This window comes from Mycobacterium sp. TKK-01-0059 (assembly GCF_000709305.1).
Lineage (GTDB): Bacteria > Actinomycetota > Actinomycetes > Mycobacteriales > Mycobacteriaceae > Mycobacterium > Mycobacterium intracellulare.
In genome coordinates, this window is the sequence record NZ_KL446993.1 from 3,061,401 (window position 1) to 3,082,706 (window position 21,306).

The 21,306-nt window shown below is 69.7% G+C and carries 26 protein-coding genes; 13 read left to right on the forward strand and 13 right to left on the reverse strand.

Features of this window, described 5'->3' with window-relative positions:
- Window positions 1-97: 97 nt before the first annotated feature.
- The 3 genes from K883_RS14840 to K883_RS14850 are packed head-to-tail and all read right to left on the reverse strand — an operon-like array spanning window position 98 to window position 2,714.
- Entirely contained in the window at window positions 98-1,114 is a 1,017-nt protein-coding gene (locus K883_RS14840) for an NAD(P)/FAD-dependent oxidoreductase (RefSeq protein ID WP_008254451.1), read from the reverse strand.
- The gene (locus K883_RS14845; protein ID WP_008254452.1) at window positions 1,111-1,611 is read right to left on the reverse strand and encodes an isoprenylcysteine carboxyl methyltransferase family protein; all 501 of its coding nucleotides are present in this window, start codon (window positions 1,609-1,611) and stop codon (window positions 1,111-1,113) included. Before K883_RS14845 ends, K883_RS14840 begins: the two co-directional genes overlap by 4 nt.
- A 20-nt stretch (window positions 1,612-1,631) precedes the next feature.
- Window positions 1,632-2,714 (reverse strand): type III polyketide synthase, encoded by a 1,083-nt coding sequence (locus K883_RS14850; protein WP_050989409.1) that lies wholly within the window; start codon window positions 2,712-2,714, stop codon window positions 1,632-1,634.
- A 91-nt stretch (window positions 2,715-2,805) separates the two neighbouring features.
- Here K883_RS14850 and K883_RS14855 point away from each other — a divergent pair, with 91 nt between their 5' ends.
- Both K883_RS14855 and K883_RS14860 read left to right on the forward strand, forming a co-directional pair.
- Window positions 2,806-3,954 (forward strand): NAD(P)H-binding protein, encoded by a 1,149-nt coding sequence (locus K883_RS14855; protein ID WP_008254454.1) that lies wholly within the window; start codon window positions 2,806-2,808, stop codon window positions 3,952-3,954.
- Complete coding sequence (locus K883_RS14860) at window positions 3,951-4,673, forward strand: CPBP family intramembrane glutamic endopeptidase (protein ID WP_008254455.1); 723 nt, start codon at window positions 3,951-3,953, stop codon at window positions 4,671-4,673. Before K883_RS14855 ends, K883_RS14860 begins: the two co-directional genes overlap by 4 nt.
- Before the next feature lies 1 nt (window position 4,674).
- On the opposite strand, the gene K883_RS14865 is transcribed toward K883_RS14860, so the two are convergent.
- Together K883_RS14865 and K883_RS14870 are read right to left on the reverse strand one after the other, a co-directional pair.
- Window positions 4,675-6,033, reverse strand: a complete 1,359-nt coding sequence (locus K883_RS14865) for a DUF2867 domain-containing protein (protein ID WP_008254456.1) — start codon at window positions 6,031-6,033, stop codon at window positions 4,675-4,677.
- A gap of 93 nt (window positions 6,034-6,126) precedes the next feature.
- Window positions 6,127-6,939: an enoyl-CoA hydratase gene (locus K883_RS14870; RefSeq protein ID WP_008254457.1), complete on the reverse strand. Its 813-nt coding sequence runs from the start codon at window positions 6,937-6,939 to the stop codon at window positions 6,127-6,129.
- Between the two features lie 120 nt (window positions 6,940-7,059).
- On the opposite strand from K883_RS14870, the gene K883_RS14875 reads away from it, so the two are divergent.
- Together K883_RS14875 and K883_RS14880 are read left to right on the forward strand one after the other, a co-directional pair.
- Window positions 7,060-8,142, forward strand: a complete 1,083-nt coding sequence (locus K883_RS14875) for a CaiB/BaiF CoA transferase family protein (RefSeq protein ID WP_008254458.1) — start codon at window positions 7,060-7,062, stop codon at window positions 8,140-8,142.
- Between the two features lie 49 nt (window positions 8,143-8,191).
- The gene (locus K883_RS14880) at window positions 8,192-8,956 is read left to right on the forward strand and encodes a 3-hydroxyacyl-CoA dehydrogenase (protein ID WP_008254459.1); all 765 of its coding nucleotides are present in this window, start codon (window positions 8,192-8,194) and stop codon (window positions 8,954-8,956) included.
- A gap of 138 nt (window positions 8,957-9,094) precedes the next feature.
- Here K883_RS14880 and K883_RS28300 read toward each other — a convergent pair whose 3' ends face one another.
- A complete protein-coding gene (locus K883_RS28300) occupies window positions 9,095-9,217 on the reverse strand; it encodes a hypothetical protein (protein ID WP_003878506.1) in 123 nt (40 codons plus the stop codon).
- A 312-nt stretch (window positions 9,218-9,529) separates the two neighbouring features.
- On the opposite strand from K883_RS28300, the gene K883_RS14885 reads away from it, so the two are divergent.
- Window positions 9,530-11,845, forward strand: a complete 2,316-nt coding sequence (locus K883_RS14885) for an MMPL family transporter (protein WP_008254461.1) — start codon at window positions 9,530-9,532, stop codon at window positions 11,843-11,845.
- 66 nt (window positions 11,846-11,911) lie between these two features.
- Window positions 11,912-12,544 carry a class I SAM-dependent methyltransferase gene (locus tag K883_RS14890; RefSeq protein WP_008254462.1) on the forward strand — a complete coding sequence of 211 codons (633 nt, stop codon included), beginning with the start codon at window positions 11,912-11,914 and terminating at the stop codon, window positions 12,542-12,544.
- Here the strand turns inward: K883_RS14890 and K883_RS14895 are convergent.
- Window positions 12,541-13,254: an NAD-dependent deacylase gene (locus K883_RS14895; protein WP_008254463.1), complete on the reverse strand. Its 714-nt coding sequence runs from the start codon at window positions 13,252-13,254 to the stop codon at window positions 12,541-12,543. The genes K883_RS14890 and K883_RS14895 overlap by 4 nt on opposite strands.
- Window positions 13,255-13,291: 37 nt before the next feature.
- Between K883_RS14895 and K883_RS14900 the strand changes: the two genes are divergently transcribed.
- A complete protein-coding gene (locus tag K883_RS14900) occupies window positions 13,292-13,657 on the forward strand; it encodes a GntR family transcriptional regulator (RefSeq protein ID WP_008254464.1) in 366 nt (121 codons plus the stop codon).
- A gap of 50 nt (window positions 13,658-13,707) precedes the next feature.
- Here the strand turns inward: K883_RS14900 and K883_RS14905 are convergent, their stop codons facing one another.
- Entirely contained in the window at window positions 13,708-14,229 is a 522-nt protein-coding gene (locus K883_RS14905) for a DUF1697 domain-containing protein (protein WP_008254465.1), read from the reverse strand.
- Between the two features lie 75 nt (window positions 14,230-14,304).
- Between K883_RS14905 and K883_RS14910 the strand changes: the two genes are divergently transcribed.
- Entirely contained in the window at window positions 14,305-14,748 is a 444-nt protein-coding gene (locus tag K883_RS14910) for a PPOX class F420-dependent oxidoreductase (protein ID WP_008254475.1), read from the forward strand.
- 48 nt (window positions 14,749-14,796) lie between these two features.
- A complete protein-coding gene (locus K883_RS14915; protein WP_008254477.1) occupies window positions 14,797-15,021 on the forward strand; it encodes a DUF5302 domain-containing protein in 225 nt (74 codons plus the stop codon).
- 34 nt (window positions 15,022-15,055) lie between these two features.
- Here the strand turns inward: K883_RS14915 and K883_RS14920 are convergent, their stop codons facing one another.
- Window positions 15,056-15,589, reverse strand: coding sequence for a nuclear transport factor 2 family protein (locus K883_RS14920; RefSeq protein ID WP_008254478.1), 534 nt, complete (start codon window positions 15,587-15,589; stop codon window positions 15,056-15,058).
- Window positions 15,590-15,700: 111 nt separating this feature from the next.
- Here K883_RS14920 and K883_RS14925 point away from each other — a divergent pair, with 111 nt between their 5' ends.
- Together K883_RS14925 and K883_RS26835 are read left to right on the forward strand one after the other, a co-directional pair.
- Window positions 15,701-16,273 (forward strand): HhH-GPD-type base excision DNA repair protein, encoded by a 573-nt coding sequence (locus tag K883_RS14925; protein WP_008254480.1) that lies wholly within the window; start codon window positions 15,701-15,703, stop codon window positions 16,271-16,273.
- 28 nt (window positions 16,274-16,301) lie between these two features.
- Window positions 16,302-16,448 carry a hypothetical protein gene (locus K883_RS26835; RefSeq protein WP_003875447.1) on the forward strand — a complete coding sequence of 49 codons (147 nt, stop codon included), beginning with the start codon at window positions 16,302-16,304 and terminating at the stop codon, window positions 16,446-16,448.
- Between the two features lie 72 nt (window positions 16,449-16,520).
- Here the strand turns inward: K883_RS26835 and K883_RS14930 are convergent, their stop codons facing one another.
- Both K883_RS14930 and K883_RS14935 read right to left on the reverse strand, forming a co-directional pair.
- A complete protein-coding gene (locus tag K883_RS14930) occupies window positions 16,521-17,582 on the reverse strand; it encodes an Rv1157c family protein (RefSeq protein WP_008254486.1) in 1,062 nt (353 codons plus the stop codon).
- Window positions 17,583-17,629: 47 nt separating this feature from the next.
- Entirely contained in the window at window positions 17,630-18,385 is a 756-nt protein-coding gene (locus K883_RS14935) for a hypothetical protein (RefSeq protein ID WP_008254489.1), read from the reverse strand.
- Window positions 18,386-18,544: 159 nt separating this feature from the next.
- On the opposite strand from K883_RS14935, the gene K883_RS14940 reads away from it, so the two are divergent.
- Window positions 18,545-19,843 carry a mannosyltransferase gene (locus K883_RS14940; protein ID WP_036455543.1) on the forward strand — a complete coding sequence of 433 codons (1,299 nt, stop codon included), beginning with the start codon at window positions 18,545-18,547 and terminating at the stop codon, window positions 19,841-19,843.
- Here K883_RS14940 and K883_RS14945 read toward each other — a convergent pair.
- Together K883_RS14945 and K883_RS14950 are read right to left on the reverse strand one after the other, a co-directional pair.
- On the reverse strand, window positions 19,840-20,124 hold the full coding sequence (locus K883_RS14945; protein WP_008254493.1) for a 4a-hydroxytetrahydrobiopterin dehydratase: 285 nt from the start codon (window positions 20,122-20,124) through the stop codon (window positions 19,840-19,842). The genes K883_RS14940 and K883_RS14945 overlap by 4 nt on opposite strands.
- Before the next feature lie 70 nt (window positions 20,125-20,194).
- A complete protein-coding gene (locus K883_RS14950) occupies window positions 20,195-20,410 on the reverse strand; it encodes a hypothetical protein (protein ID WP_008254496.1) in 216 nt (71 codons plus the stop codon).
- 157 nt (window positions 20,411-20,567) lie between these two features.
- On the opposite strand from K883_RS14950, the gene K883_RS14955 reads away from it, so the two are divergent.
- The gene (locus K883_RS14955) at window positions 20,568-20,960 is read left to right on the forward strand and encodes a (deoxy)nucleoside triphosphate pyrophosphohydrolase (protein ID WP_008254498.1); all 393 of its coding nucleotides are present in this window, start codon (window positions 20,568-20,570) and stop codon (window positions 20,958-20,960) included.
- Window positions 20,961-21,306: the final 346 nt, after the last annotated feature.

A 21,306-nucleotide genomic window follows, 5' to 3' on the forward strand; every position in this document is an offset into this window, starting at 1 on the left:
AGACGCAAAAGCACGCGAAAAGCACCCGAAATCAGCCATTTTGGGTGCTTTTGCGTCTGCTCGCGCTCATACGCGCGCCCACGCGCGTTAGTGCGCGTTAGTGCGCCAGGACGTTCACCCCGCGGCGAAATACCCCCGGTAGCAGCGTGCACGCCGGCACGACGGCGCGGCGCACCGCGGGCGGCGTGCTGGCCAGCACCAGCCCGCGGGTGAGCAGCCGGTAGTCGCGGGTGATCCGGTGCCAGGCCTTCTCGTAGGACGCTGGCGCTTCGGCGGCGATGGCCTCGACGGCCGCGGCGGCTTGCTTGAGGGCGAGACTGATGCCCTCGCCGGTCAGGGCGTCCTCGTAACCGGCGGCGTCGCCCACCAGCAGGACGCGGCCCGCGACGCGCCGCGAGACCACCTGGCGCAGCGGGCCGCAACCGCGCGGCTGCCCGCGGCTCGCGCCCTCCAACTGCCGGGCCAGCCGCGGAAACCAGGCCAGGTCGGGCCGCCCACGGGACAGGATCGCCACGCCGACCAGGTCGGGCTCGACCGGCGTCACGTACGCCTCGCCCCAGCGCGACCAGTGCACCTCGACGAAGTCGGTCCACGCCGGCACCCGGTAGTGCCAACGCACGCCGTAGCGTCGCGGCGTTCCCGCCGTCGCCGCGATGCCGACGTCGCGCCGGACCTGTGAATGCAGGCCGTCGGCCGCCACCAACCATTTCGCGCGCACCCCGGCGGCCGAGACGCCGTGCGCGTCCTGCCGGACACCGGTCACCCGCGCTCGGATCCAGTCGGTGTCTTGCTCTTTGGCGCGCGCGGCCAGCGCCGCGTGCAGCGTGGTGCGTCGCACGCCGCGCCCCGGCCCGCCGCGAAACCGCGCCTGGGCCCGCCGTCGTTCGCTCACGTAGGCGATGCCGTGGAACGGCATGCCGGCCGGGTCGACGCCCAGCGCGGTGAGCTCGGCCAGGCCGCCGGGCATCAGCCCCTCGCCGCACGCCTTGTCGATGGGGGTCTCGCGCGGCTCGGCCACGATCACCGAAAGTCCAAGGCGTCGAGCGTGTAACGCCGTGGCCAGGCCGCCGGGGCCGCCGCCGACGATCAGCAGGTCCGCGTCGTAATCGCTCATGTGTAACCCAGAGCCGAGTTCTCCACCCGCAGCCGCACCCCGAGCAGCCCGGCGTTGGCCAGCGTGAAGATGGCCGCGGTCAGCCACGCCGTGTGCACCAGCGGCAACGCCAACCCCTCAGCCACCACTGCAACATAGTTCGGATGGTGCAGCCAGCGGTAGGGACCCCGTCGCACCAGCGGGGCCTGCGGCAGCACGATCACCCGGGTGTTCCACCGCCGCCCCAGCGTCGTGATGCACCACCAGCGCAGCGCCTGGCTTCCCGCCACCACGGCCAGCATCGGCCAGCCCAGCCACGGAATGAACGGCCGGTGCAGCGCCCACGGTTCGACGAGGCAACCGACCAGCAGCCCGGTGTGGATGACCACCATCACCGGATAGTGCGATCGGCCAAACTCTTTGGCGCCCTGGGTAAACGACCATCGCGCGTTGCGGGTGGACACCACCAGCTCGGCGACGCGCTCGACCCCGACGGCCAGCACCAGCAGGTAATACATGGCTACAGTCTTTACCAGCGCTACCAGGCCAGCAGCACCAGTTCGGAGCAGAACGCCGGCCCCATCGCGATCATCAGGCCGATCGAGCCCGGCGCCGGTGGATCGGCCATGTTGGCCGCGAGCACGTCGAGCACCGAGACCGATGACAGATTGCCGTTCTCGCGCAACGACTTTCGGGTGCGGTCCAGGGCGTCCGCGGGCAGGTCCAACACGTGCTCGACGGCTTCGATCACCCGGGGGCCGCCCGGGTGGCAGACCCAGGTCGTCACGTCGCGGGGGCGCAAACCGTGGTCGGCGAGGAAATCGCGGACGTCGTCGCCCAGGTATTTCTCGGCGATGGTGGCGATGTCGGCGGACAGCACGATGCGGAATCCGTCGCCGCCGATCTTCCAGCCCATGACGTCTTCGGTGTCGGGATAGATCCGGCTGCGGGTGGCCAGCACCCGGGGGCCGGTGTGTTCGGCGCCGGTGCGTTGGGCGCCCTCGCTGATCACCACGGCCGCGCCGTCGCCGAAGAGGCTGGTGGCGACCAGGTTGGCGACGGACGTGTCGTCGCGCTGGATGGTCAGCGAGCACAGTTCGACCGCGAGCAGCGCGGCCGTGTGGTCGGGGAAGGCGCGCAGATAGTCGTGCATGCGCGCCACCCCCGCCGCGCCGGCCACGCAGCCCAGCCCGAACAGCGGGACGCGTTTGACGTCGGGCCGCAGCCCGACCCGCGTCGCCAAGCGCGCCTCCAGCGTCGGCACGGCGAGCCCGGTGACCGTCGTGGAAAACACGATGTCGAGCTCCGACGGCTTGACCTTGGCCTCGTCCAGGGCCGCCACCAGCGCCTGCTCGCCGAGGTCGAGCGCGACGTCGAGGTAGGCGTCGTTGGCCTCGGTGAAGCCGCTCAGCTCGCGGTAGTGCGGCAGCCGCAAAGCGGTGTTGCGGAACTCGACCCCGCTGCTGCCGCCGAAACGGCGGAAATCGGGGCCGGCGATGTCGGTCAGCGCGCGGATGGCCTCGTGTTGGGTGTAGCGATTGGGCGGGAATCTGACCGCCACGCCGGCGATGGACGGATATTTCACCGCGGTATCCGCGGCGCCCCCAGTGAACTTCTTCATGCCCCCGGTCACGGTGCCGGTGCCGCACCGGTTCAAATTCGTCTTTGCGTCGCGCGGGCCACGGGCCAGCTCGTCGGGCTAGGGTCGGGGTATGCGGGTTCTGGTCACCGGTGCCACCGGCTATGTGGGATCACGGCTGGTCACGGCGCTGCTGGAAAACCAGCACCAGGTGGTGGCCGCGTCGCGAAACCCGGTGCGGCTCAAGCGTTTCGGCTGGTTCGACGACATCGCCCCGGTCACCCTCGACGCCGCCGACCCGGAGTCGCTGCGAGCGGCCTTCGCCGGGTGCGACCCCATCGACGTGGTGTATTACCTGGTGCACGCCATCGGTCAGCCCGGATTTCGCGACGCGGACAAATCCGCGGCCGGCAACCTCGCGACCGCGGCCCGCGACGCGGGGGTGCGCCGCATCGTCTACCTGGGCGGCTTCGTGCCCGCCGACGAGGCGTTATCCGAGCACCTGACCAGCCGGGCCGAGGTGGCCGAGGCGCTCACCGTCGCGGGTGGCCCGGAGCTGGTGTGGCTGGGCGCGGCGATGATCATCGGCGCCGGATCGACGTCGTTCGAGATGATGCGCTACGTGGGGGACCGTTTTCCGGTCATCCCGATCCCGAGCTGGATGGACAACCCGATCGACCCGATCTCCATCCGCGACGTCCTGCACTATCTCGTCGCCGCGGCCGATCGTGACCGGGTGCCCGCGGGGGCCTACGACATCTCGGGGCCCGAGACCACCTCCTACCGGCGGCTGCTGAAGACCTACGCCCGCATCTCGGGGCGCTGGCACACCGGCTTGCCGGTCGGCAGGGTCGACACCGGGCTGGCCTCGCTGATCACCGGCGTCGCCCTGCCGGTGCCCCCGGGCCTGGCCGGGGACCTGGTCGAGTCGCTGGACCACCCGATGGTGGCGTCGGTCAGCGACCTGCGCGACCGGGTACCCGATCCGCCCGGCGGCCTGCTCGGGATCGACGACGCCATCGCGCTGGCGCTGCGCGGCCTCTCCAATCAGCGGCCGCGCCCGGTCAACGCCCTGGCCGACCCGCACGACCTCGCCAACACCGACGCCGCCTGGGCCGGTGGCGACGCGCGGCGCCTCCGCCAACTCGCCCAGCGCGTCACACCGTCCATCGCGCGGCCGACCCTGGGGCTGGTGAACAGGGTCCCCGGTCCGGTTGCCGGAGCGCTTCGCACCGGCCTCGACATTTTGATCGCCCTGACCCCGAAGGTGCGTCCCGCATGAGCCAGTCAACGGCCCCCTACCACAGCAGCGTCTTCGCCGAGTTGCGGCGCGCGATCACCAATGTTGCTGTGCCCCATCATGAATCGCCGTCCGTCGTGCGGCGGCGCCGCGTCGTCGTCGCGATCACGCTGGTGGTCGGCGCGGCGGTGCTGGGGTACTCGTTGCGGCGCCATCCGGGGGAGGCCAGCTTCTACTGGCTGACGCTGGCGCTCGCGGCGGTGTGGACCGCGGGCGCGTTGGTCTCCGGCCCGCTGCACCTGGGCGGCATCTGCTGGCGGGGCCGCAACCAGCGGCCGGTCATCACCGGGACGACCGTCGGCCTGCTCGTCGGTGGCGCGTTCGTGGTGGGTGGGCTGATCGCCCGAGAGATCCCCGCCGTCTCCGACCTGATCACCCGGGTGCTGCTCTTCGCCCATCAGGGGTCCTTCCTGCTGGTCGTGCTGATCACCGTCATCAACGGCGTCGCCGAGGAGCTGTTCTTCCGCGGCGCGCTCTACACCGCGCTGGGCCGCTATCACCCGGTGCTGATCTCCACGCTGCTCTACACCGCCGCCACCATGGCCAGCGGCAACCCCATGCTGGGATTCGCCGCGATCATCCTGGGCACGGTGTGCGCGCTGGAGCGCCGGGCCAGCGGCGGCGTGCTGGCGCCGGTGCTGACCCACGTCGGCTGGGGGCTGATCATGGTGCTGGTCCTGCCGCCGATGTTCGGGGTCTGAGTCACCCCGGCGTGACGACGTCGCGCGCCAGGCCCCGCAGCGCCGCGACGCGCAACGGCCACACCGTGAGCCGGTACATCCGGCCGAGGACGCCGCGCGGCACGAAGATCAGCCGTTGCGTGTACCGGCTGCCACGGTCGTCGTGCGGCCGCGTCGTGATCTCCAGCCAGGCCCGGCCCACTCGACTCGGCGTGGAGTGCAGCCGCAGGCCGACGCCGGGATCGCTTTCCTCGACCGTCCAGCCGTTAAGCGGTAGGCGTCGGTGCCACCGGGGGGCGGTTGCCGCGGCGCGGGCCGCCGACCATGCGTCGCCGGGGGCAGCGTCGGCGGTCGCGGTCCGCACGTCGGTGTAGACGATCTCGCCGGCCCAGTCGGGGTCGCTGGGCAACGGCTCGGCCGGCTCGGACCGCAGCGAGGACCAGCTGGCGTCGGGGAGGCCGCGGGCGGCCCGTCGCAGCGCCAACTCGACCGCGCGGCGGTATCCGGTGAGCCCGTCCGGTGGCGGGGCGATGATGTCGTCGATATCGGAATCACGGGTCACCGCATCGCATTCCAGCGACTCGACCAGCGGCCGGGCCAGGCCGGACGGGATCGGGGTCACCAGACCCACCCACAGGCTGGCGATCGCCGGGGTCAGAAACGGCAGCACGAACAGGTAGCGGTTGCCCAGCCCGGCGACCTCGGCGTAGACGCGCATCATGTCGCCGTACTCCAACACGTCGGGGCCACCGATGTCCCAGGTCCGCGACTTCGGGACCGGGGTGGTCGCCGCGGCGGCCAGGTAGTGCAGCACGTCGCGCACCGCGATCGGCTGGGTCCGGTTGTGCACCCACTTCGGTGTGGTCATCACCGGCAACCGGTCGGTGAGGTGCCGGATCATCTCGAACGACGCCGACCCCGACCCGATGACCACCCCGGCCTGCAGCACCACGGTCTCGACGCCGGAGTCGATGAGGGCCTCGCCGACGGCCTTGCGCGACGCGAGATGCGGTGAGAGATCAGCGTTTTCGGGATGCAAGCCACTGAGGTAGACGATCCGGCGCACCCCGGTGCGCCGCGCGGCCGTCACGACATTGCGGGCGGCGCGGGTCTCCTCGGCGGCGAAGTCCTTCGACGTTCCCATCGAGTGGACCAGGTAGTACACCACGTCGATCCCGTCGCAGGCGGCGATCAGCGAATCGACGTCACCGAGGTCGCCGCGCGCGACCTCCGCCCCTTGCCGCCACGGCACCTCGCTCAGCTTGTCCGGGTTGCGCGCCAAGGCCCGAACGTGATGTCCCCCGTCCAGCAGCCGGGGCACCAGGCGCCCGCCGATGTAGCCGGTCGCTCCGGTCACCAGGCACCGCACCTGTTCGGGCATCGATTCTCCGCTCGTCAGCCGTCGTTCTCCTGACGAGGGGGATTACCGCATCGGCGCGGGCTCAAGCGTCGCGCCGGGTGGGCGCGACGGCCGTCAGCGGTCGGTGAAGTTGGGCGTGCGGCGCTGTTGGAAGGCCGTGGCGCCCTCGACGAAGTCGGGGGACTTCAGCAGCACCGACTGCCCGTCGAACTCCCGCTGCAGCGCCGGATCCAGTTCGGTGAGCGTGGCCGCGTTGATCGCCAGCTTGGTCTTGGCGAAGGCGACGGCCGGCCCGCCCAACAACCGCGCGATCACCTTGTCCACCTCGGCCTCGAAGTCGTCGGCCGGATAGACCGCGCTGACCAGCCCCCAGGACAGCGCGTCGGCGGCGGTCAACCGTTCGGGCAGCAAGGCCATCTGCATGGCCCGGATCCGCCCGATCGCGGCCGCGATCAACGCCGACGCGCCGCCGTCGGGCATCAATCCGATCTTGGTGAAGGCGAGCATGAAAAACGCGCTCTCCGAAGCCAATACGACGTCACAGGCCAGGGCGATGGAAACGCCCACCCCGGCGGCGGGGCCCTGGACGACCGCGACCACCGGGTGGGGCAGCGCGGCGATCGCGCGCACCAGCCGGTTGATCTCGAGGATGATCTCGTCCGGCGGGACGCCGCCCCCGTCGGACACGTCGTCGGCGCTGATGCCCGCACCGGAGCTGAAGCCGCGTCCGGCGCCGCCGAGCCGCACCACCTTGACCTCGGGGTCGGTCGCCGCATACTCCATCGCGTCGGCGATCCCGGTGATCACCGGAATGGTCAGGGAATTCAGGCTGTCGGGCCGGTTGATGGTCACCGAGAACACGCCGCCGGACAGCGTGACGTCGAGGCCGGCGACGGGGGCGAGGGTGGCGATCGCGGATGAAGGCATGGGCTCACCATAAGTGACCGGGCTGCGCGGGCCACGGGCACGGCTGCGAAGATGTCGAACGACCGGTTGTTTGAGCACGAACGGTCGGAGTCGTCAGAGCGGACGAAAGGTCGGTGGATCATGGCTGGACCGTTGAAAGGGTTGCGAGTCGTCGAGTTGGCCGGCATCGGGCCGGGCCCACACGCCGCGATGATCCTGGGGGATCTGGGTGCCGACGTGGTGCGCATCGATCGTCCCTCCTCGGGCCCCGGGGGTGTCGCCAAGGACGCCATGATGCGCAACCGCCGCGTGGTGACCGCCGATCTGAAGTCCGACGAAGGCCGCGGTCACGTCCTCAAACTGATCGCCAAGGCCGACGTCCTGATCGAGGGCTACCGCCCGGGCGTCACCGAACGGCTCGGCCTGGGCCCCGAAGACTGCGCGAAGGTCAACGACCGCCTGGTCTACGCCCGGATGACCGGCTGGGGACAGACCGGCCCGCGTAGCCAGCAGGCCGGCCACGACATCAACTACATCTCGCTCAACGGCATCCTGCACTCCATCGGCCGGGTGAACGAACGGCCCGTCCCGCCGCTGAACCTCGTCGGTGACTTCGGCGGCGGCTCGATGTTCCTGCTGCTGGGCATCCTGTCGGCGCTGTGGGAGCGGCAGAGCTCCGGCAAGGGTCAGGTCGTCGACGCGGCGATGGTGGACGGCTCGAGCGTGCTGGTCCAGATGATGTGGCAGATGCGCTCGTCGGGCATGTGGACCGACGCGCGCGGCACCAACCTGCTCGACGGCGGCGCCCCCTACTACGACACCTACGAATGCGCCGACGGCCGCTACGTCGCGGTCGGCGCCATCGAGCCGCAGTTCTACGCCGCGATGCTCGCCGGGCTGGGGCTGGACGGCGCGGACCTGCCCGGGCAGAACGACGTCGGCCGCTGGCCGGAACTGCGGGCGGTGCTGACCGAGAAATTCGCCAGCCAGGACCGCGACCACTGGGCCAAGGTGTTCGCCGACTCCGACGCGTGCGTGACGCCGGTGCTGGCCTTCGGCGAGGTGCAGACCGAGCCGCACATCACCGAGCGGGACACCTTCTACGAGGTCGACGGCGGCCTGCAGCCGCGGCCGGCGCCAAGGTTCTCCCGCACGGCGCCCGAGACACCGCGCCCCGCGACGCCGGTGGCCGACGCCGAAGCGGTACTCAACGACTGGGTATAGTCCCAACCAACCAGTTGGCTGGAATCCAGGAAATCAGGGAAGGACTCGCATGGAGATCAAAGACGCCGTCGCCGTCGTCACCGGGGGCGCCTCAGGGCTGGGCCTGGCCACCACCAAGCGGCTGCTCGACCGCGGCGCCCAGGTGGTGGTGATCGACCTGCGTGGCGAGGACGCCGTCCGCGAGCTGGGCGAGCGCGCCCGCTTCGTCGAGGCCGACGTCACCGACGAGGCCGCCGTCGGCAAGGCCTTGGACGCCGCGGAGTCGATGGGCGCGCTGCGCATCAACGTCAACTGCGCCGGCATCGGCAACGCCATCAAGACGCTGTCCAAGGACGGCCCGTTCCCGCTGGACGGGTTCAAGAAGGTCATCGGCGTCAACCTGATCGGCACCTTCAACGTGCTGCGACTGGCCGCCGAGCGCATCGCCAAGACCGAACCCATTGGGCCCGAAACGAGCCCAGAGCGCGGCGTCATCATCAACACCGCCTCCGTCGCGGCGTTCGAGGGCCAGATCGGCCAGGCCGCCTACTCGGCATCCAAGGGCGGCGTGGTCGGCATGACGCTGCCGATCGCCCGCGACCTCTCGCGCGAGCTCATCCGCGTGGTGACCATCGCGCCCGGGCTCTTCAAGACCCCGCTTTTGGGTTCGCTGCCCGAGGAGGCGCAGAAATCGCTGGGCAAGCAGGTGCCGCACCCGGCCCGGCTGGGCGACCCCGACGAGTACGGCGCGCTGGCCGTGCACATCGTCGAGAACCCGATGCTCAACGGCGAGGTCATCCGCCTGGATGGCGCCATTCGCATGGCGCCCCGCTAGGGACGTAAGGACAAAACGAAAGCCCCCCGCGTCGGCGGGGGGCTTTCGTGATGACCACGATCGATGGTTACTTGCGGAACCACCGACTGACGGAGGGTTCGGCCATTAACAGCCGTGCGAGCATGCTCATGGTCTGCCTCAGCTCGCCGCTTGCAGTTCGTCGAACTGCTCCGAGGTCTCGCCTTCCACCAGCACGTCGCCGTGGTAGAGGGCCTCGAAGTCGACCTTGATGACGTCGGCACTTGTGTCGTCGATCCACATGACACTGAGCGTATGGGCCACCCTTAAGGAAACTTTGAGTCACGATTCGGAAAATGGTGGCAATTTACCCGCGGGTAGGGTGGCCGCCATTTCCGCAGGGATTTGCGCCCTGAGCTGCTTATTTGCGACACATTTTTCTGGCCGGACTCTTACCGTTCTACCGGTTTAAAAAATGCGGCATTGAACGGTCCACCCGCCCGCCTGCGTGCTTAAGGACAACACTGTTCGACGCGTGGACATTAGCGTTTGTTACGTTGTCGCGGACTAGCCAGCCGCCAGCGCAACGGGGCACCGGCAGCGGAAGGGCTCACAATGCTGCAGAAAATCGCCCGAGTCGCTATCGCGGCGCCGCGCCGGATCATCGCGATCGGGGTGCTGGTTTTCATCGCCGCGGCCGTCTTCGGCGTTCCCGTCGCCAAGAGCTTGTCTCCCGGCGGCTTCCAGGATCCGGACTCGGAGTCCGCCCGCGCCATCGCCGTGTTGACCGACAAGTTCGGGCAGAGCGGTCAGCAGATGCTGATCCTGGTGACGGCCCCCGGCGGCACCAACAGCGAACAGGCCCGCACGGTTGGCACCGACCTCGTCCACGAACTCCAAGGGTCCCCGCTGGTCTACAACGTGTCCTCGCCGTGGACCGGCGCGGCCCCAGCCGATCTCGTGAGCCGCGACGGCAAGTCGGGCCTCATCGTGGTCAACCTCAAAGGCGGCGAAAACTTCGTCCAGAACAACGCGCAGACCCTGTCGGACCAGTTCGTCCACGACCGCGACGGGGTGACCGTCCGCGCCGGCGGCGCGGCCATGCAGTACGCCCAGATCAACAAGCAGAACCAGGACGACCTGCTGGTGATGGAGATGATCGCGCTGCCGCTGAGCTTCGTGGTGCTGATCTGGGTGTTCGGTGGGCTGCTGGCCGCCGCGTTGCCGATGGCGTTGGGTGCGCTGGCCGTCGTCGGCTCGATGTCGGTGTTGCGCCTGATCACCTTCACCACCGAGGTGTCGATCTTCGCCCTCAACCTCAGCACCGCCCTGGGCCTGGCGCTGGCCATCGACTACACGCTGCTCATCGTCAGCCGCTACCGCGACGAACTGGCCGAGGGCCACGACCGCGACCAGGCGCTGATCCGAACGATGGCCACCTCCGGCCGCACGGTGCTGTTCTCCGCGGTCACCGTGGCGCTGTCGATGTCGGCGACGGTGGCCTTCCCGATGTACTTCCTCAAGTCGTTCGCCTACGCCGGGGTGGCCACGGTCGCCTTCGTCGCCACCGCCTCGATCGTGATCACGCCCGCCGCGATGGTGCTGTTGGGCGACCGGCTGGACGCGTTCAATGTGCGCCGGTTCTTGCGGCGGATGCTGCGGCGACCCGAGCCGGCGCCAAAGCCCGTCGAGCAACTGTTCTGGTATCGGTCGAGCAAGTTCGTGATGCGCCGCTGGGCGCCGGTCGGCCTGGCCGTCGTCGGCCTGCTCCTGCTGCTCGGGCTGCCGTTCTTCTCGGTGAAGTGGGGGTTCCCCGACGACCGGGTGCTGCCGCGCTCGGCGTCGGCGCACCAGGTCGGCGACCGGTTGCGCAACGACTTCGCCGACGATTCCGCGACGTCGGTGCCCGTCGTCGTCCCCGATGCCTCCGGCCTGAATCCCGGGGATTTCGACAGCTACGCCGCCGCGCTCTCGCGCGTGCCCGACGTGGCGGCCGTGTCCGCGCCCGGGGGCACCTTCACGGGCGGAAACCGGGTGGGGCCACCCGCCGGGGCGACCGGGCTGGCCCAGGGCAGCGCCTTCCTGACCGTCAGCAGCACGGCGCCGCTGTTCTCCGCGGCGAACGACGCCCAGCTCGCACGGTTGCACGACGTCCCCGGACCGGCCGGGCGGGCCGTCGAGATGGGCGGGGTGGCGCAGGTCAACCGCGACAGCGTCGACGCCGTGACCGAACGGCTTCCGCTCGTCCTCGGGCTGATGGCCGCGATCACATTCGTGCTGCTGTTCCTGCTCACCGGCAGCGTGCTGCTGCCGATCAAGGCGCTCGCGTGCAACTTCCTGTCGTTGACCGCGGCGTTCGGCGCGCTGGTGTGGATCTTCCAGGACGGCCATCTCGGTGCGCTCGGCACCACGCCGAGCGGGACGCTGGTCGCCAACATGCCGGTGCTGCTGTTCTGCATCGCCTTCGGGCTGTCGATGGATTACGAGGTCTTCCTGCTCTCCCGGATCCGCGAATACTGGCTGGCGTCCGGCGCCGCCCGGCCCGCCCGGCCCACCCCGAAGCAGGCCCACGCCGCCAACGACGAGAGCGTGGCCCTCGGCGTCGCCCGTACCGGTCGGGTCATCACCGCGGCCGCGTTGGTGATGTCGATGTCGTTCGCCGCGCTGATCGCCGCGCACGTCTCGTTCATGCGGATGTTCGGCCTGGGCCTGGTGCTGGCCGTCTTCGCCGACGCCACCCTGGTGCGGATGGTGGTCGTCCCGGCCTTCATGCACGTGATGGGCCGCTGGAACTGGTGGGCGCCCCGGCCCCTGGCGTGGCTGCACGATCGGTTCGGGATCAGCGAAGGCGTCGACCTCGCGCCCCGCCCGCCCACGCCCGAGCCCGTCGCCGGGGCGGCGCTCGCGGAGCCGGTGCCCAATATCGGTTAACGTCCGGCCTGTCCCGGCGCCGAACCCTATTCTGGGCGTCATCCGAGTCGGAAGGTTCACACACGTATGACAACGGCGGTCGACAATCCCTTCTTCGCGCGCGTCTGGCCTTTCGTCGCCAACCATGAAGCCGAGGCGATCCGGGTCCTGCGGCGGGAGAACCTGGCCGGGTTGTCCGGCCGGGTGTTGGAAGTCGGCGCGGGGATCGGGACGAACTTTCCGCACTATCCGGCGTCGGTCGACGAGGTCATCGCGGTGGAGCCCGAACCGCGGCTGGCGGCGCGGGCCCGCGCCGCCGCCGACGCGGCGCCCGCCCGGGTGATCGTTTCCGGCGAGACGGCCGAAAGCCTCAGCGCCGGTGAGCCGTTCGACGCGGTGGTGTGCTCGCTGGTGTTGTGCTCGGTGCGTGACCCGGGCGCCGTGCTGCGGCGCCTGTACTCGTTGCTGCGACCCGGTGGGGAACTGCGCTACCTCGAGCACATCGCCAGTGCCGGCGCGCGGGGCCGCTTTCAGCGTTTCGTCGATGCGACGTTGTGGCCCCGGCTGTTTGGCAACTGCCACACCCATCGCGACACCGAACGCTCGATCCTCGACGCGGGATTCGAAGTCGACACCTCGCGGCGGGAGTGGACCCTGCCGGCCTGGGCGCCGATGCCGGTGTCCGAACTCCTGCTGGGCCGCGCGCGCCGGCCCGCCTAGTTCAGCAGGGCGGGCAGCCGCTGCAGCAGTCCCGGCAACGCCTGGCTCGCCGACTCGCGGATGCTGAGGGTGGCGTTGGCCGACAGCGGCGTGACTTCGGGATTGACCTCGATGACGGCGGCGCCGCGCGCCAGCGCCAGCTCCGCGAGCCCGGCCGCCGGATAGACGATCGCCGACGTCCCGACCACCACCATCACGTCGGCGGACTCGGTCGCCTCGACGGCGCGCTGCCACGGCTCGTCGGGCAACTGTTCACCGAACCACACGATGTCGGGCCGGATCAGGCCGCCGCACTGACACACCGGGGGCTCCACCTCGAGCGCCGGTTCGGGCATGTGCGGGAGCGCGCCGCTGTATGGCTCAGCGCAACGCGCACAACGGAATTCGAACAGGCTCCCGTGCAGGTGGTGGACGGAACCGCTGCCGGCGCGCTCGTGCAGGTCGTCGACGTTCTGGGTGATGACGGTGACCCGGGCGTCGTCCTGCCAGGCGGCGATGGCGCGATGGCCCGCATTGGGTTGCACGTCGGCGACCAGGTAATGCCGCCACAGGTACCAGCCCCAGACGCGCTGGGGGTTGTCGCGCCACCCTTGCGTGCTGGACAGCTCGTAGGGATCGAAGCGGGCCCACAACCCGTTCTTGTCGTCGCGGAACGTCGGCACACCGCTTTCCGCGGAGATCCCCGCGCCGCTGAGCACCGCTACGCGCATCCCACCAAGATAGCCGGAGGTGGGGGATACTGAACGGGTGGAGCTGGGTGACTGGTTGCGGGTCGACGTGAAGGCGGGCAAGCCGTTGTTCGACCAGCTCAGGACGCAGGTGATCGACGGGGTCCGCGAGGGCGCGCTGCCGCCGGGCACGCGCCTGCCCACCGTGCGGGACCTGGCCGGCCAGCTCGGGGTCGCGGTCAACACCGTGGCTCGCGCCTACCGCGAGCTGGAGACCGCCGCCATCATCGAAACCCGCGGCCGCTTCGGCACATTCGTCGCCCGCTACGACCCGACCGACGCCGCTATGGCCGCCGCCGCACGCGAGTACGTCCGGGTAGCCCGCGGACTCGGGTTGGACAAAGCCGATGCCCTGCGCTACATCGAATCGGTGCCCGACGAGTAAGCGGTAAAGCTTCGAAAAGCGTTGGCGCGCAGCCCATGCGGTAGTACCGCTCAGCGCAGCACCTTGACGAGCGTGCGCAGGTTGCGCGTCGTGGTCGACGACTTGTAGCGCGCCTTGCCCATCGTCTTGCCGATGGTGCTGTCCAGGGTGCCGCCCTTGGGGACCTGCCAGTAGAGGACGCCGTCACCGCGGCTGATCCGCTCGGCCGGGCCGGCCTCCTGACCCAGCGCGGCGAGCTCGTCGAGCACCGCCTTATCGGCGACGAACGTGACGTAGGACTGGTAGCCGTCGGCGTCGCGCTCGAACGGATAGGCGTCGACCACCTCGCGCACGGTGCCGATGTCATAGGCGAGCACCCAGGCGTCGTAGCCGAACCGTTCGCGCAACGCCGCCTCGGCCTTCCTGCGCACCGCTGCCACGCCGGCCGACGACTCCAGCACGACGTTGCCGCTGGCCAACACGGTTCGCACCTCGGTGAAGCCCGCGTCGGTGAGCGCGGCCGCCACCTCGGCCATCTTCAGATTGACGCCCCCGACGTTCACGCCACGCAGAAACGCCGCGTACTTGGTCATGCCCCGATTCCACCAGCCCGGCCGGGGGACGACCATCCCGGGCCGCCCGGGCGGCGCGCGACGTAGGCTTTCGTCATGGGACGCCAAGTCTTCGACGACAAGCTGCTGGCCTTGATAAGCGGACATTCCCTCGGGGTGCTGGCCACCATCAAGCGCGACGGGCGACCGCAGCTGTCGAACGTGAGCTACCACTTCGACCCGCGCAGCATGGCGATCCAGGTGTCGATCACCGAGCCGCGCGCCAAAACGCGCAACCTGCGCCGGGACCCGCGGGCGTCGATCCTGGTCGACGCCGACGACGGCTGGTCGTACGCCGTCGCCGAGGGCACCGCCGAACTGACCCCCCCGGCGGCCGCGCCCGGCGACAGCACCGTGGAGGCGTTGATTGCCTTGTACCGCAACATCGCCGGCGAACATCCGGATTGGGACGAATACCGGCAGGCGATGGTCACCGATCGGCGGGTGCTGCTGACGTTGCCGATCTCGCACCTGTACGGCATGCCGCCCGGCATGCGGTAGCCGCGCCGCCTGCGCGCCCGCCCGTCAAACCGGGGCTAAGCTGCCCGTATGGCCGCATCGAATGCTCGGCAGGGTTCACAGTCGTCCAAGTCTTCGGGGGCTTCTGAATCGCCCGGGTCGGACGAGGACACCAAGCGCAAGTTCCGCGAAGCGCTCGACCGCAAGATGGCGAAATCCTCGACCGGATCCGACCACAAGGACGGCGCCGGCAAGCAGTCCCGGGCGCACGGCGCGGCGGGTAACCGGCGCGAGTTCCGCCGCAAGAGCGGCTGATCCCCGAGACTCGTTGGGAGACGGCCCGATTCGCCTAGCCGCTGGGCGGGCAGAACAGGCCGATCGAGGGGTCGTCTCGCCCCGGTTTGCCGCGCAGGCTTCCTCGGGTGCTGGGATGTCCGAAGTCCAGTCGGGACGGGTCGTTCTGGTAGGCCCAGTCCGCCACGATGGTGCGGCGGCTGAACTTCCAACGGCCGTCGTGCCTGGTGTACTCGTCCAGGTACCGGCCGCCGATGATGACGTCGACGTCGTGGTCGGGACCGGCGAAGGTGTGAAACACCAGGCAGTAGACCTCACCGTGGGCCTTTTCACCCGCGACCACGAAGTTCGTCGTGGTGATGTTGTGTTGGGAGACACGCACATACGGCTGCGCGGCCTGCAACTGCGCGATGAACTGTTCGACGCCCCCGGTCGAGAACTCCCCGTGCGAGTCGGTCGCGTCGGGGTGATACATCTCCCGCAGGCCTTCGTAGTCGGCGCGGTCGACGGCGCGGCAGTAGGACGTGACGAGCGCGTGCAGTTCGTCGCGGGCCAGCATCAGCTCCAATCGGGCCTCATCCACCACCACGTCACGATAACTCGACGGTTAGGGTGCTGATCGTAGGCGCGGTTTCGGTGGTTGCTGTCGCACCAACCGGTCTCGGTCGTAGGGTGTTCACCGAAAGGAAGGTCGTTGACGGTGAAACTTTGGCTGGCTCAAGATCCCGAGGCCGACGCGCTGCTGGACGAGGATCCGTTGGCCCTGCTCATCGGGATGGTCCTCGATCAGCAGGTGCCGTTCGAGACCGCCTTTTCGGGACCGAAGAAGATCGCGGACCGCATGGGCAGTTTCGGCGCTCACGAGATCGCCGAGTACGACCCGGACAAGTTCGCCGCGCTGTGCTCGGAACGACCTGCGATACACCGTTTTCCGGGATCGATGGCCAAACGTATCCAGACCCTGGCCCAGATCATCGTGGACCGCTACGACGGTGACGCCGCGGGCTTGTGGACCTCGGGTGACCCCGACGGCGAGGAGCTGCTGCGGCGCATCAAGGGGCTGCCCGGTTTCGGTGCGGCCAAGGCGCAGATCTTTCTGGCGCTGCTGGGCAAGCAGTACGGCGTGACGCCGAAGGGCTGGCGCGCGGCCGCCGGCGAGTTCGGCAAGGCGGGCACGCACATCTCCGTCGCCGATATCGTCGACGCCGAGTCGATGGGCGCGGTGCGTGCCTACAAGAAGCAGATGAAGGCGGCAGCCAAAGCGGCGAAGTAGTCGGTGCACAGAAGGGAAGGGCAGCAACGTGAAGACACACATAACGTGTCCGTGCGGCGAGGCCATTGTCGGCAAGGACGAGGACGAGCTGGTCGAACTGACCCAGGCTCATCTCGCCAGCGTTCATCCCGGCCTCGAGTACGACCGCGACGCGATCCTGTTCATGGCGTACTAAAGCGAACGCGCGTGACCCCGGTGCGGGGACACGCGCGTTCGCAGGTGGCGAAACGGTGACGGCGCTGGTGTGTTACGGCACCACCGTCGAGCCGATCGTCGGCATGAACTGGCACTGCTTTTCCTTGGTCGTGACCTGACCGAAGATCGTCGACATGATGCTGCCCGAGCCCGTGTCGGCGATCGCGCTCAGCGTCGTCGGCCCGTCCGGGTTGATGTCCGGTCGCGGCGTGAGGGCGACGGTGCCGGACTTGCCGGTGGTCAGGTTCACCCAGGTGACGTTCAACGGCAGCTTCTGCACCTCGGCGGGTCCGGGCGTGCCGACCGCGGTGAACACGTAGGCGGTCTGGCCGGGCCCCGGGCCGGGAAGCGGAATCTTGGCCGGTCCCGCGACCGACAGCGCGGTGGCGATGGCGCTGCTGCCATCGGCCAGGCAGTTGGTGCCGATCGACGGATACATGAAGTCCTGCGTGGGCGGCGTGTCGGCGCCGAATCCCGGGGCGGCCGCGGTCGGGGCGGCGTCCGGCGCGGGTGCAGGCGCCGGGGCGGCCTCCGGTGCCGGGGGCGCGGCGGCGGGCGCGGGTGGCGCCGGAATCGGCGCCGCGACGGGCACATTCGCGGGCTGAGCGGGCGCGGGCGCCGGCGCGGCGGCGGGTGCGGGCCCGGCCGCGTGCGCCGGGTCGACGCCGGCCGGCAGGTGCGCCTCGGGTGCCGGCTGGGGCGCGGGACCCGCCGCGTGCACCGGGTTGATCCCCGCCGGCAGGTGCGCCTGCACACCGGGTTCCACCCCGGTCGCCGGAACGTGTTGCACCGGGGCGGTGGGCTCTTGGACGAACTGATTCACCGCCGCCGCCACGTTTTTGGACTCGCTGGGAGCGGTCGGGCTGTGGGCGAAGGCTTGCGCCGCGGCCATGAGCAGCTGTGTAGCCTGCTGCGGGTCGCCGGCCGCCTGCTGGATGAGCGGGCTGAGCTGCGACAGGGCAGGCAGCCCCGGCAGCTGTTGGGCCGCGCTGGATTGTGGTGTCGGCTGCGGCGCCGCCGGGTCGGCTGCCGCGCTCGGGCAAAGCCCGAGCGCGGCAACCGATGCCGTGACGACAGCGGCCAAACCTTTGGACAGATTCCAAGTGGTTGCCACGGTGTCCTCCGGTTCTCAGTGGTGGGTTAGGCCGATGACGACGCTGCTCAAGGCAGGGCGGCGAGCAGCGGCGCTGCCGGTCCGGCCGGGCTGGCGGCCGGCGCGGGTGCGGCCGGAGCGGCTGGTGCCGCCGGGGTCTGGCCCGAGGCCAGCGCCGGCAGATCCTGCGGAAGCCGCACCTGCGGGGGGACGTTGACCGGAAGGCCCGCGGGCATCGCCGGCATGTTGACCTGCGCCTGCGGGATTTGCGGTGCGGGCGGCGTGGCCGGCGCGCTCGGCGCCGACAGCCCCGGGATCGCGGGCAGGCCCGGGATCGACGAGGAGGCCGGCGCGGCCGGACTCGCGGCCGCCGGCTGCGCGCCGGTCAAGCCCTGAATCATCCCCGGAATGCCGCTCGCCGCAGAGGGCGACGCCGGCGCGGCGGGCGTCGCCGACTGCGCCAGCCCCGGAATGGACGGCACCGCCGCCGGAGATGACGCGGGAGCGGCGGGGGCCGCCGGCGTCAGGCCGGGGATCGACGGGATGCCCGCCGTGGTCGCCGATGCCGGCGAGGCGGCCGCGGGAACACCCGGGAAGCTGATGCCCGGTGTGGCGGGCGCCGCGGGCGGCGTGGCGCCGAGTGCGGTCGCGAGGTTCTGCAGGATTTGCGGTGCGTTGGCCGCCGAGCTGATCAGCTGCTGCGGAATGTTCGGCACCGCCGGAGCCGGCACGGGGTCGGCGTGGGCGATACCGCCCGTCAATAGTGCTGCGGACGAACCGGCCAGGACGGCGGCTGCACGCAAGTAAGTCCAGATGGTTGGCATGACTCTCCCTGATTGATCGATTACAGGTCCCGGCGCTGAAGCTACTTTGATGCAGATGGGACTCAAGTGACACGTGTGGCATTTATTTATTCGTTACGGATACGAGTGGGAGCGGTGACCGAACGCGCGAAATGGCGCGCACTGCATAGATGTGCATGGATCTCGGGGACCGAGGGGGCAGCGCCGCATGGTCCGATCGCTAGAGTCGGGCGGATAGACACCATCTCGGCCGCCCGGGCGGCGCCCATCACCCAGCGGTTGGCGAATCGCCTTGTCGTGGCCGCGCCGATCCTGCTCATCGCGAGCGTCGCGGCGCGGCTGGCCTGGACGTACCTGGCCCCCAACGGCGCGAACTTCGTCGACCTGCACGTCTACCTCGGCGGAGCCGCCGCGATCGACCATCCCGGCACCCTGTACGGCTACGTCTACGCCGACCAGACACCGGACTTCCCGCTGCCGTTCACCTACCCACCCTTCGCGGCCGTCGTCTTCTATCCGCTGCACCTGCTGCCGTTCGGGCTCGTCGCATTCCTGTGGCAGATCGCGACCATGGCCGCCCTGTACGGCGCGATCCGGATCAGCCAGCGCCTGACGGCCACGCCAGCCGGTCCCCGCGGCCACCGACTGGCGATGGCGTGGACGGCGATCACGATCTGGATTGAGCCGCTGCGCAGCACATTCGACTACGGCCAGGTCAATGTTCTGCTCATGACCGCGGTGCTGTGGGCGGTCTACACCACGCGATGGTGGCTGTCGGGATTGTTGGTCGGAGCGGCCGCCGGAATCAAGTTGACCCCCGCCATCTCCGGGGTCTATCTGGCCGGCGCCCGGCGGTGGGGCGCGGCGGTGTTCTCGGCGGTCGTTTTCGTTGCCACCGTTGGGATTTCGGTCGTGGTCGTCGGCGACCAGACCCGCTACTACTTCACCGAACTACTGGGCGACGCTCACCGGGTGGGTCCCATCGCCACCTCGTTCAATCAATCGTGGCGCGGCGCCATCTCACGGATCCTGGGCCACGACGTCGGATTCGGGCCGCCGCTGGTGGTCGCGCTCGTCGTCACCGCGGTGCTGGCCGTCCTGGCCTGGCGCGCGCTGGACGCCGCCGATCAGCTGGGCAGGCTGATCGTGGTCGAACTGTTCGGGCTGCTGCTGTCGCCGATCTCCTGGACCCACCACTGGGTGTGGCTGGTGCCGTTGATGATCTGGGCGATCCACGGCGCGGGGCGCACGCTGCGCGGGGCGCGAATCGCCGGCTGGGGGTGGTTGGCGCTCACTCTGATCGGCGTGCCGTGGTTGCTGAGCTTCGCTCAACCGACCATCTGGCAGATCGGCCGCCCGTGGTATCTGGCCTGGGCCGGGCTGATCTACACCGTGGCGGCGGTGGCGACGCTGATCTGGATCGCGGCCACCGGCAACCGCGGCCGAGACGCCGCGCCCGGGGTACGGGCCGCCGGCTAGCTGTCGACGATCCCGTTGATGTCGCGGGCCATGTCGACATCGTTTTGGGTGATGCCACCCTCGGAGTGGGTGACGAGAGCGAAAGTCACTGTCCGCCAGCGAATATCGATGTCCGGGTGGTGGTCCTTGCTTTCCGCGTGCTCGGCGACGCGGCGCACCGCATCGATGCCGGCCAGGAAGCTTCCGAATTTGATCGAGCGGCGCAGGGCGCCGTCGGCACGCTCCCATCCGTCCAGATCGGGCAATGCGGCGTCTACTTGCTCATCCGTTAACACAGCCATGACTCGTCACCGTTCTGTTGTCCAAAATCCTTGCTACCGAGAATGTTACGGAGATCCGGGACGTCAGGGCCTAGACTCCCCGCCACTGGTCGGGCTTCTGTTTGTCGCTGAGATGGCGGACGCGGGCGACGAGGGGTGAATGGCCCTGCTGCTTCGCCCAGTCGATGGCCTCCTGCTGGGTTTGGCTCTGGTGGAGCTCGCTGTCGCCGTGGTCCTCGACGACGTAGTGCGTGATCGGGTCTCCGTCGCGGCCCTTTGGTCGCGGTTCGATGAACACGTTGGGCATGGCGCTTCTCCTCACTGAGTGCGATCGGCCGACCTAGTGCATACCCAGACAACGCCGGCCTTCACAGCGCGCCGCGAATGAGTGCGCCAACCTCGGTGCCCGCCGTGGTGGCCGCGCGATAACACAGCCAGGACGCGACGGTATACCGTCACTGGCCATGCCGACCCAGATCGTCGTCGCGGGCGCCCTCATCCGCGACGCGCGCGTCTTGGTGGCACAGCGGGTACGCCCGCCGGAGCTGGCCGGGCGCTGGGAGCTGCCCGGGGGCAAGGTCGCGCCCGGTGAGACCGAGCGCGACGCGCTGGCCCGCGAGCTGGCCGAGGAGCTCGGTTTGGCGGCGGGCGACGTCGCGGTGGGCGAGCGGCTCGGCGCGGACATCGCGGTGGACGGCGGGATCACGCTGCGCGCCTACCGGGTGCATTTGCTCGGCGGCCGCCCGGACGCGCGTGAGCACCGGGCCCTGCGCTGGATCACCGCCGCTGAGCTGCACGATCTCGACTGGGTGCCGGCCGACCGGGGCTGGCTTCCGGCCCTGGCCGGCGCCCTGTGAACGGCCCTGGCAACAAGTCCACAGACTTCCCGCAGCTGATGTACAGCCGCGTTGCAGGTCGCCACAGTGAACTGAAGGCAACAAAATGACTTGTAATAACGCCACACGAATCTGCCCTGGATGTGCGTGCCGATAACTAGCCAGATGGCTGTCCAGACCTTTGCCGTCCCGGCTCGGTGCCCGACCGGGAGCCTTCGCGTGCGCGAAAACCGATGCTCATGACCCTGTTTCTCGCAGACTCACCGCGCGCGGCGAAGGTGATCGCCCCGCGCACATCGACCTATGCTGGTGCGGTATCGCCGCCCAGCCCGCGGGCCCGAAATGCCGATGGCTGAGCCGATCCGAG

What these genes read in the sequence shown, in the direction of transcription:
- K883_RS14860 (WP_008254455.1), top strand. Translation starts at nt 3,951, where the DNA reads ATGAGCCAGTCAACGGCCCCCTACCACAGCAGCGTCTTCGCCGAGTTG.
- K883_RS14885 (WP_008254461.1), top strand. Translation starts at nt 9,530, where the DNA reads ATGCTGCAGAAAATCGCCCGAGTCGCTATCGCGGCGCCGCGCCGGATC.
- K883_RS14910 (WP_008254475.1), top strand. Translation starts at nt 14,305, where the DNA reads ATGGGACGCCAAGTCTTCGACGACAAGCTGCTGGCCTTGATAAGCGGA.
- K883_RS14865 (WP_008254456.1), bottom strand. Translation starts at nt 6,033, where the DNA reads ATGCCCGAACAGGTGCGGTGCCTGGTGACCGGAGCGACCGGCTACATC.
- K883_RS14895 (WP_008254463.1), bottom strand. Translation starts at nt 13,254, where the DNA reads ATGCGCGTAGCGGTGCTCAGCGGCGCGGGGATCTCCGCGGAAAGCGGT.
- K883_RS14945 (WP_008254493.1), bottom strand. Translation starts at nt 20,124, where the DNA reads ATGGCTGTGTTAACGGATGAGCAAGTAGACGCCGCATTGCCCGATCTG.
- K883_RS14880 (WP_008254459.1), top strand. Translation starts at nt 8,192, where the DNA reads ATGGAGATCAAAGACGCCGTCGCCGTCGTCACCGGGGGCGCCTCAGGG.
- K883_RS14855 (WP_008254454.1), top strand. Translation starts at nt 2,806, where the DNA reads ATGCGGGTTCTGGTCACCGGTGCCACCGGCTATGTGGGATCACGGCTG.
- K883_RS14955 (WP_008254498.1), top strand. Translation starts at nt 20,568, where the DNA reads ATGCCGACCCAGATCGTCGTCGCGGGCGCCCTCATCCGCGACGCGCGC.
- K883_RS14840 (WP_008254451.1), bottom strand. Translation starts at nt 1,114, where the DNA reads ATGAGCGATTACGACGCGGACCTGCTGATCGTCGGCGGCGGCCCCGGC.
- K883_RS14875 (WP_008254458.1), top strand. Translation starts at nt 7,060, where the DNA reads ATGGCTGGACCGTTGAAAGGGTTGCGAGTCGTCGAGTTGGCCGGCATC.
- K883_RS14870 (WP_008254457.1), bottom strand. Translation starts at nt 6,939, where the DNA reads ATGCCTTCATCCGCGATCGCCACCCTCGCCCCCGTCGCCGGCCTCGAC.
- K883_RS14845 (WP_008254452.1), bottom strand. Translation starts at nt 1,611, where the DNA reads ATGTATTACCTGCTGGTGCTGGCCGTCGGGGTCGAGCGCGTCGCCGAG.
- K883_RS14950 (WP_008254496.1), bottom strand. Translation starts at nt 20,410, where the DNA reads ATGCCCAACGTGTTCATCGAACCGCGACCAAAGGGCCGCGACGGAGAC.
- K883_RS28300 (WP_003878506.1), bottom strand. Translation starts at nt 9,217, where the DNA reads ATGTGGATCGACGACACAAGTGCCGACGTCATCAAGGTCGACTTCGAG.
- K883_RS14915 (WP_008254477.1), top strand. Translation starts at nt 14,797, where the DNA reads ATGGCCGCATCGAATGCTCGGCAGGGTTCACAGTCGTCCAAGTCTTCG.
- K883_RS14905 (WP_008254465.1), bottom strand. Translation starts at nt 14,229, where the DNA reads ATGACCAAGTACGCGGCGTTTCTGCGTGGCGTGAACGTCGGGGGCGTC.
- K883_RS14935 (WP_008254489.1), bottom strand. Translation starts at nt 18,385, where the DNA reads ATGCCAACCATCTGGACTTACTTGCGTGCAGCCGCCGTCCTGGCCGGT.
- K883_RS14850 (WP_050989409.1), bottom strand. Translation starts at nt 2,714, where the DNA reads ATGAAGAAGTTCACTGGGGGCGCCGCGGATACCGCGGTGAAATATCCG.
- K883_RS14890 (WP_008254462.1), top strand. Translation starts at nt 11,912, where the DNA reads ATGACAACGGCGGTCGACAATCCCTTCTTCGCGCGCGTCTGGCCTTTC.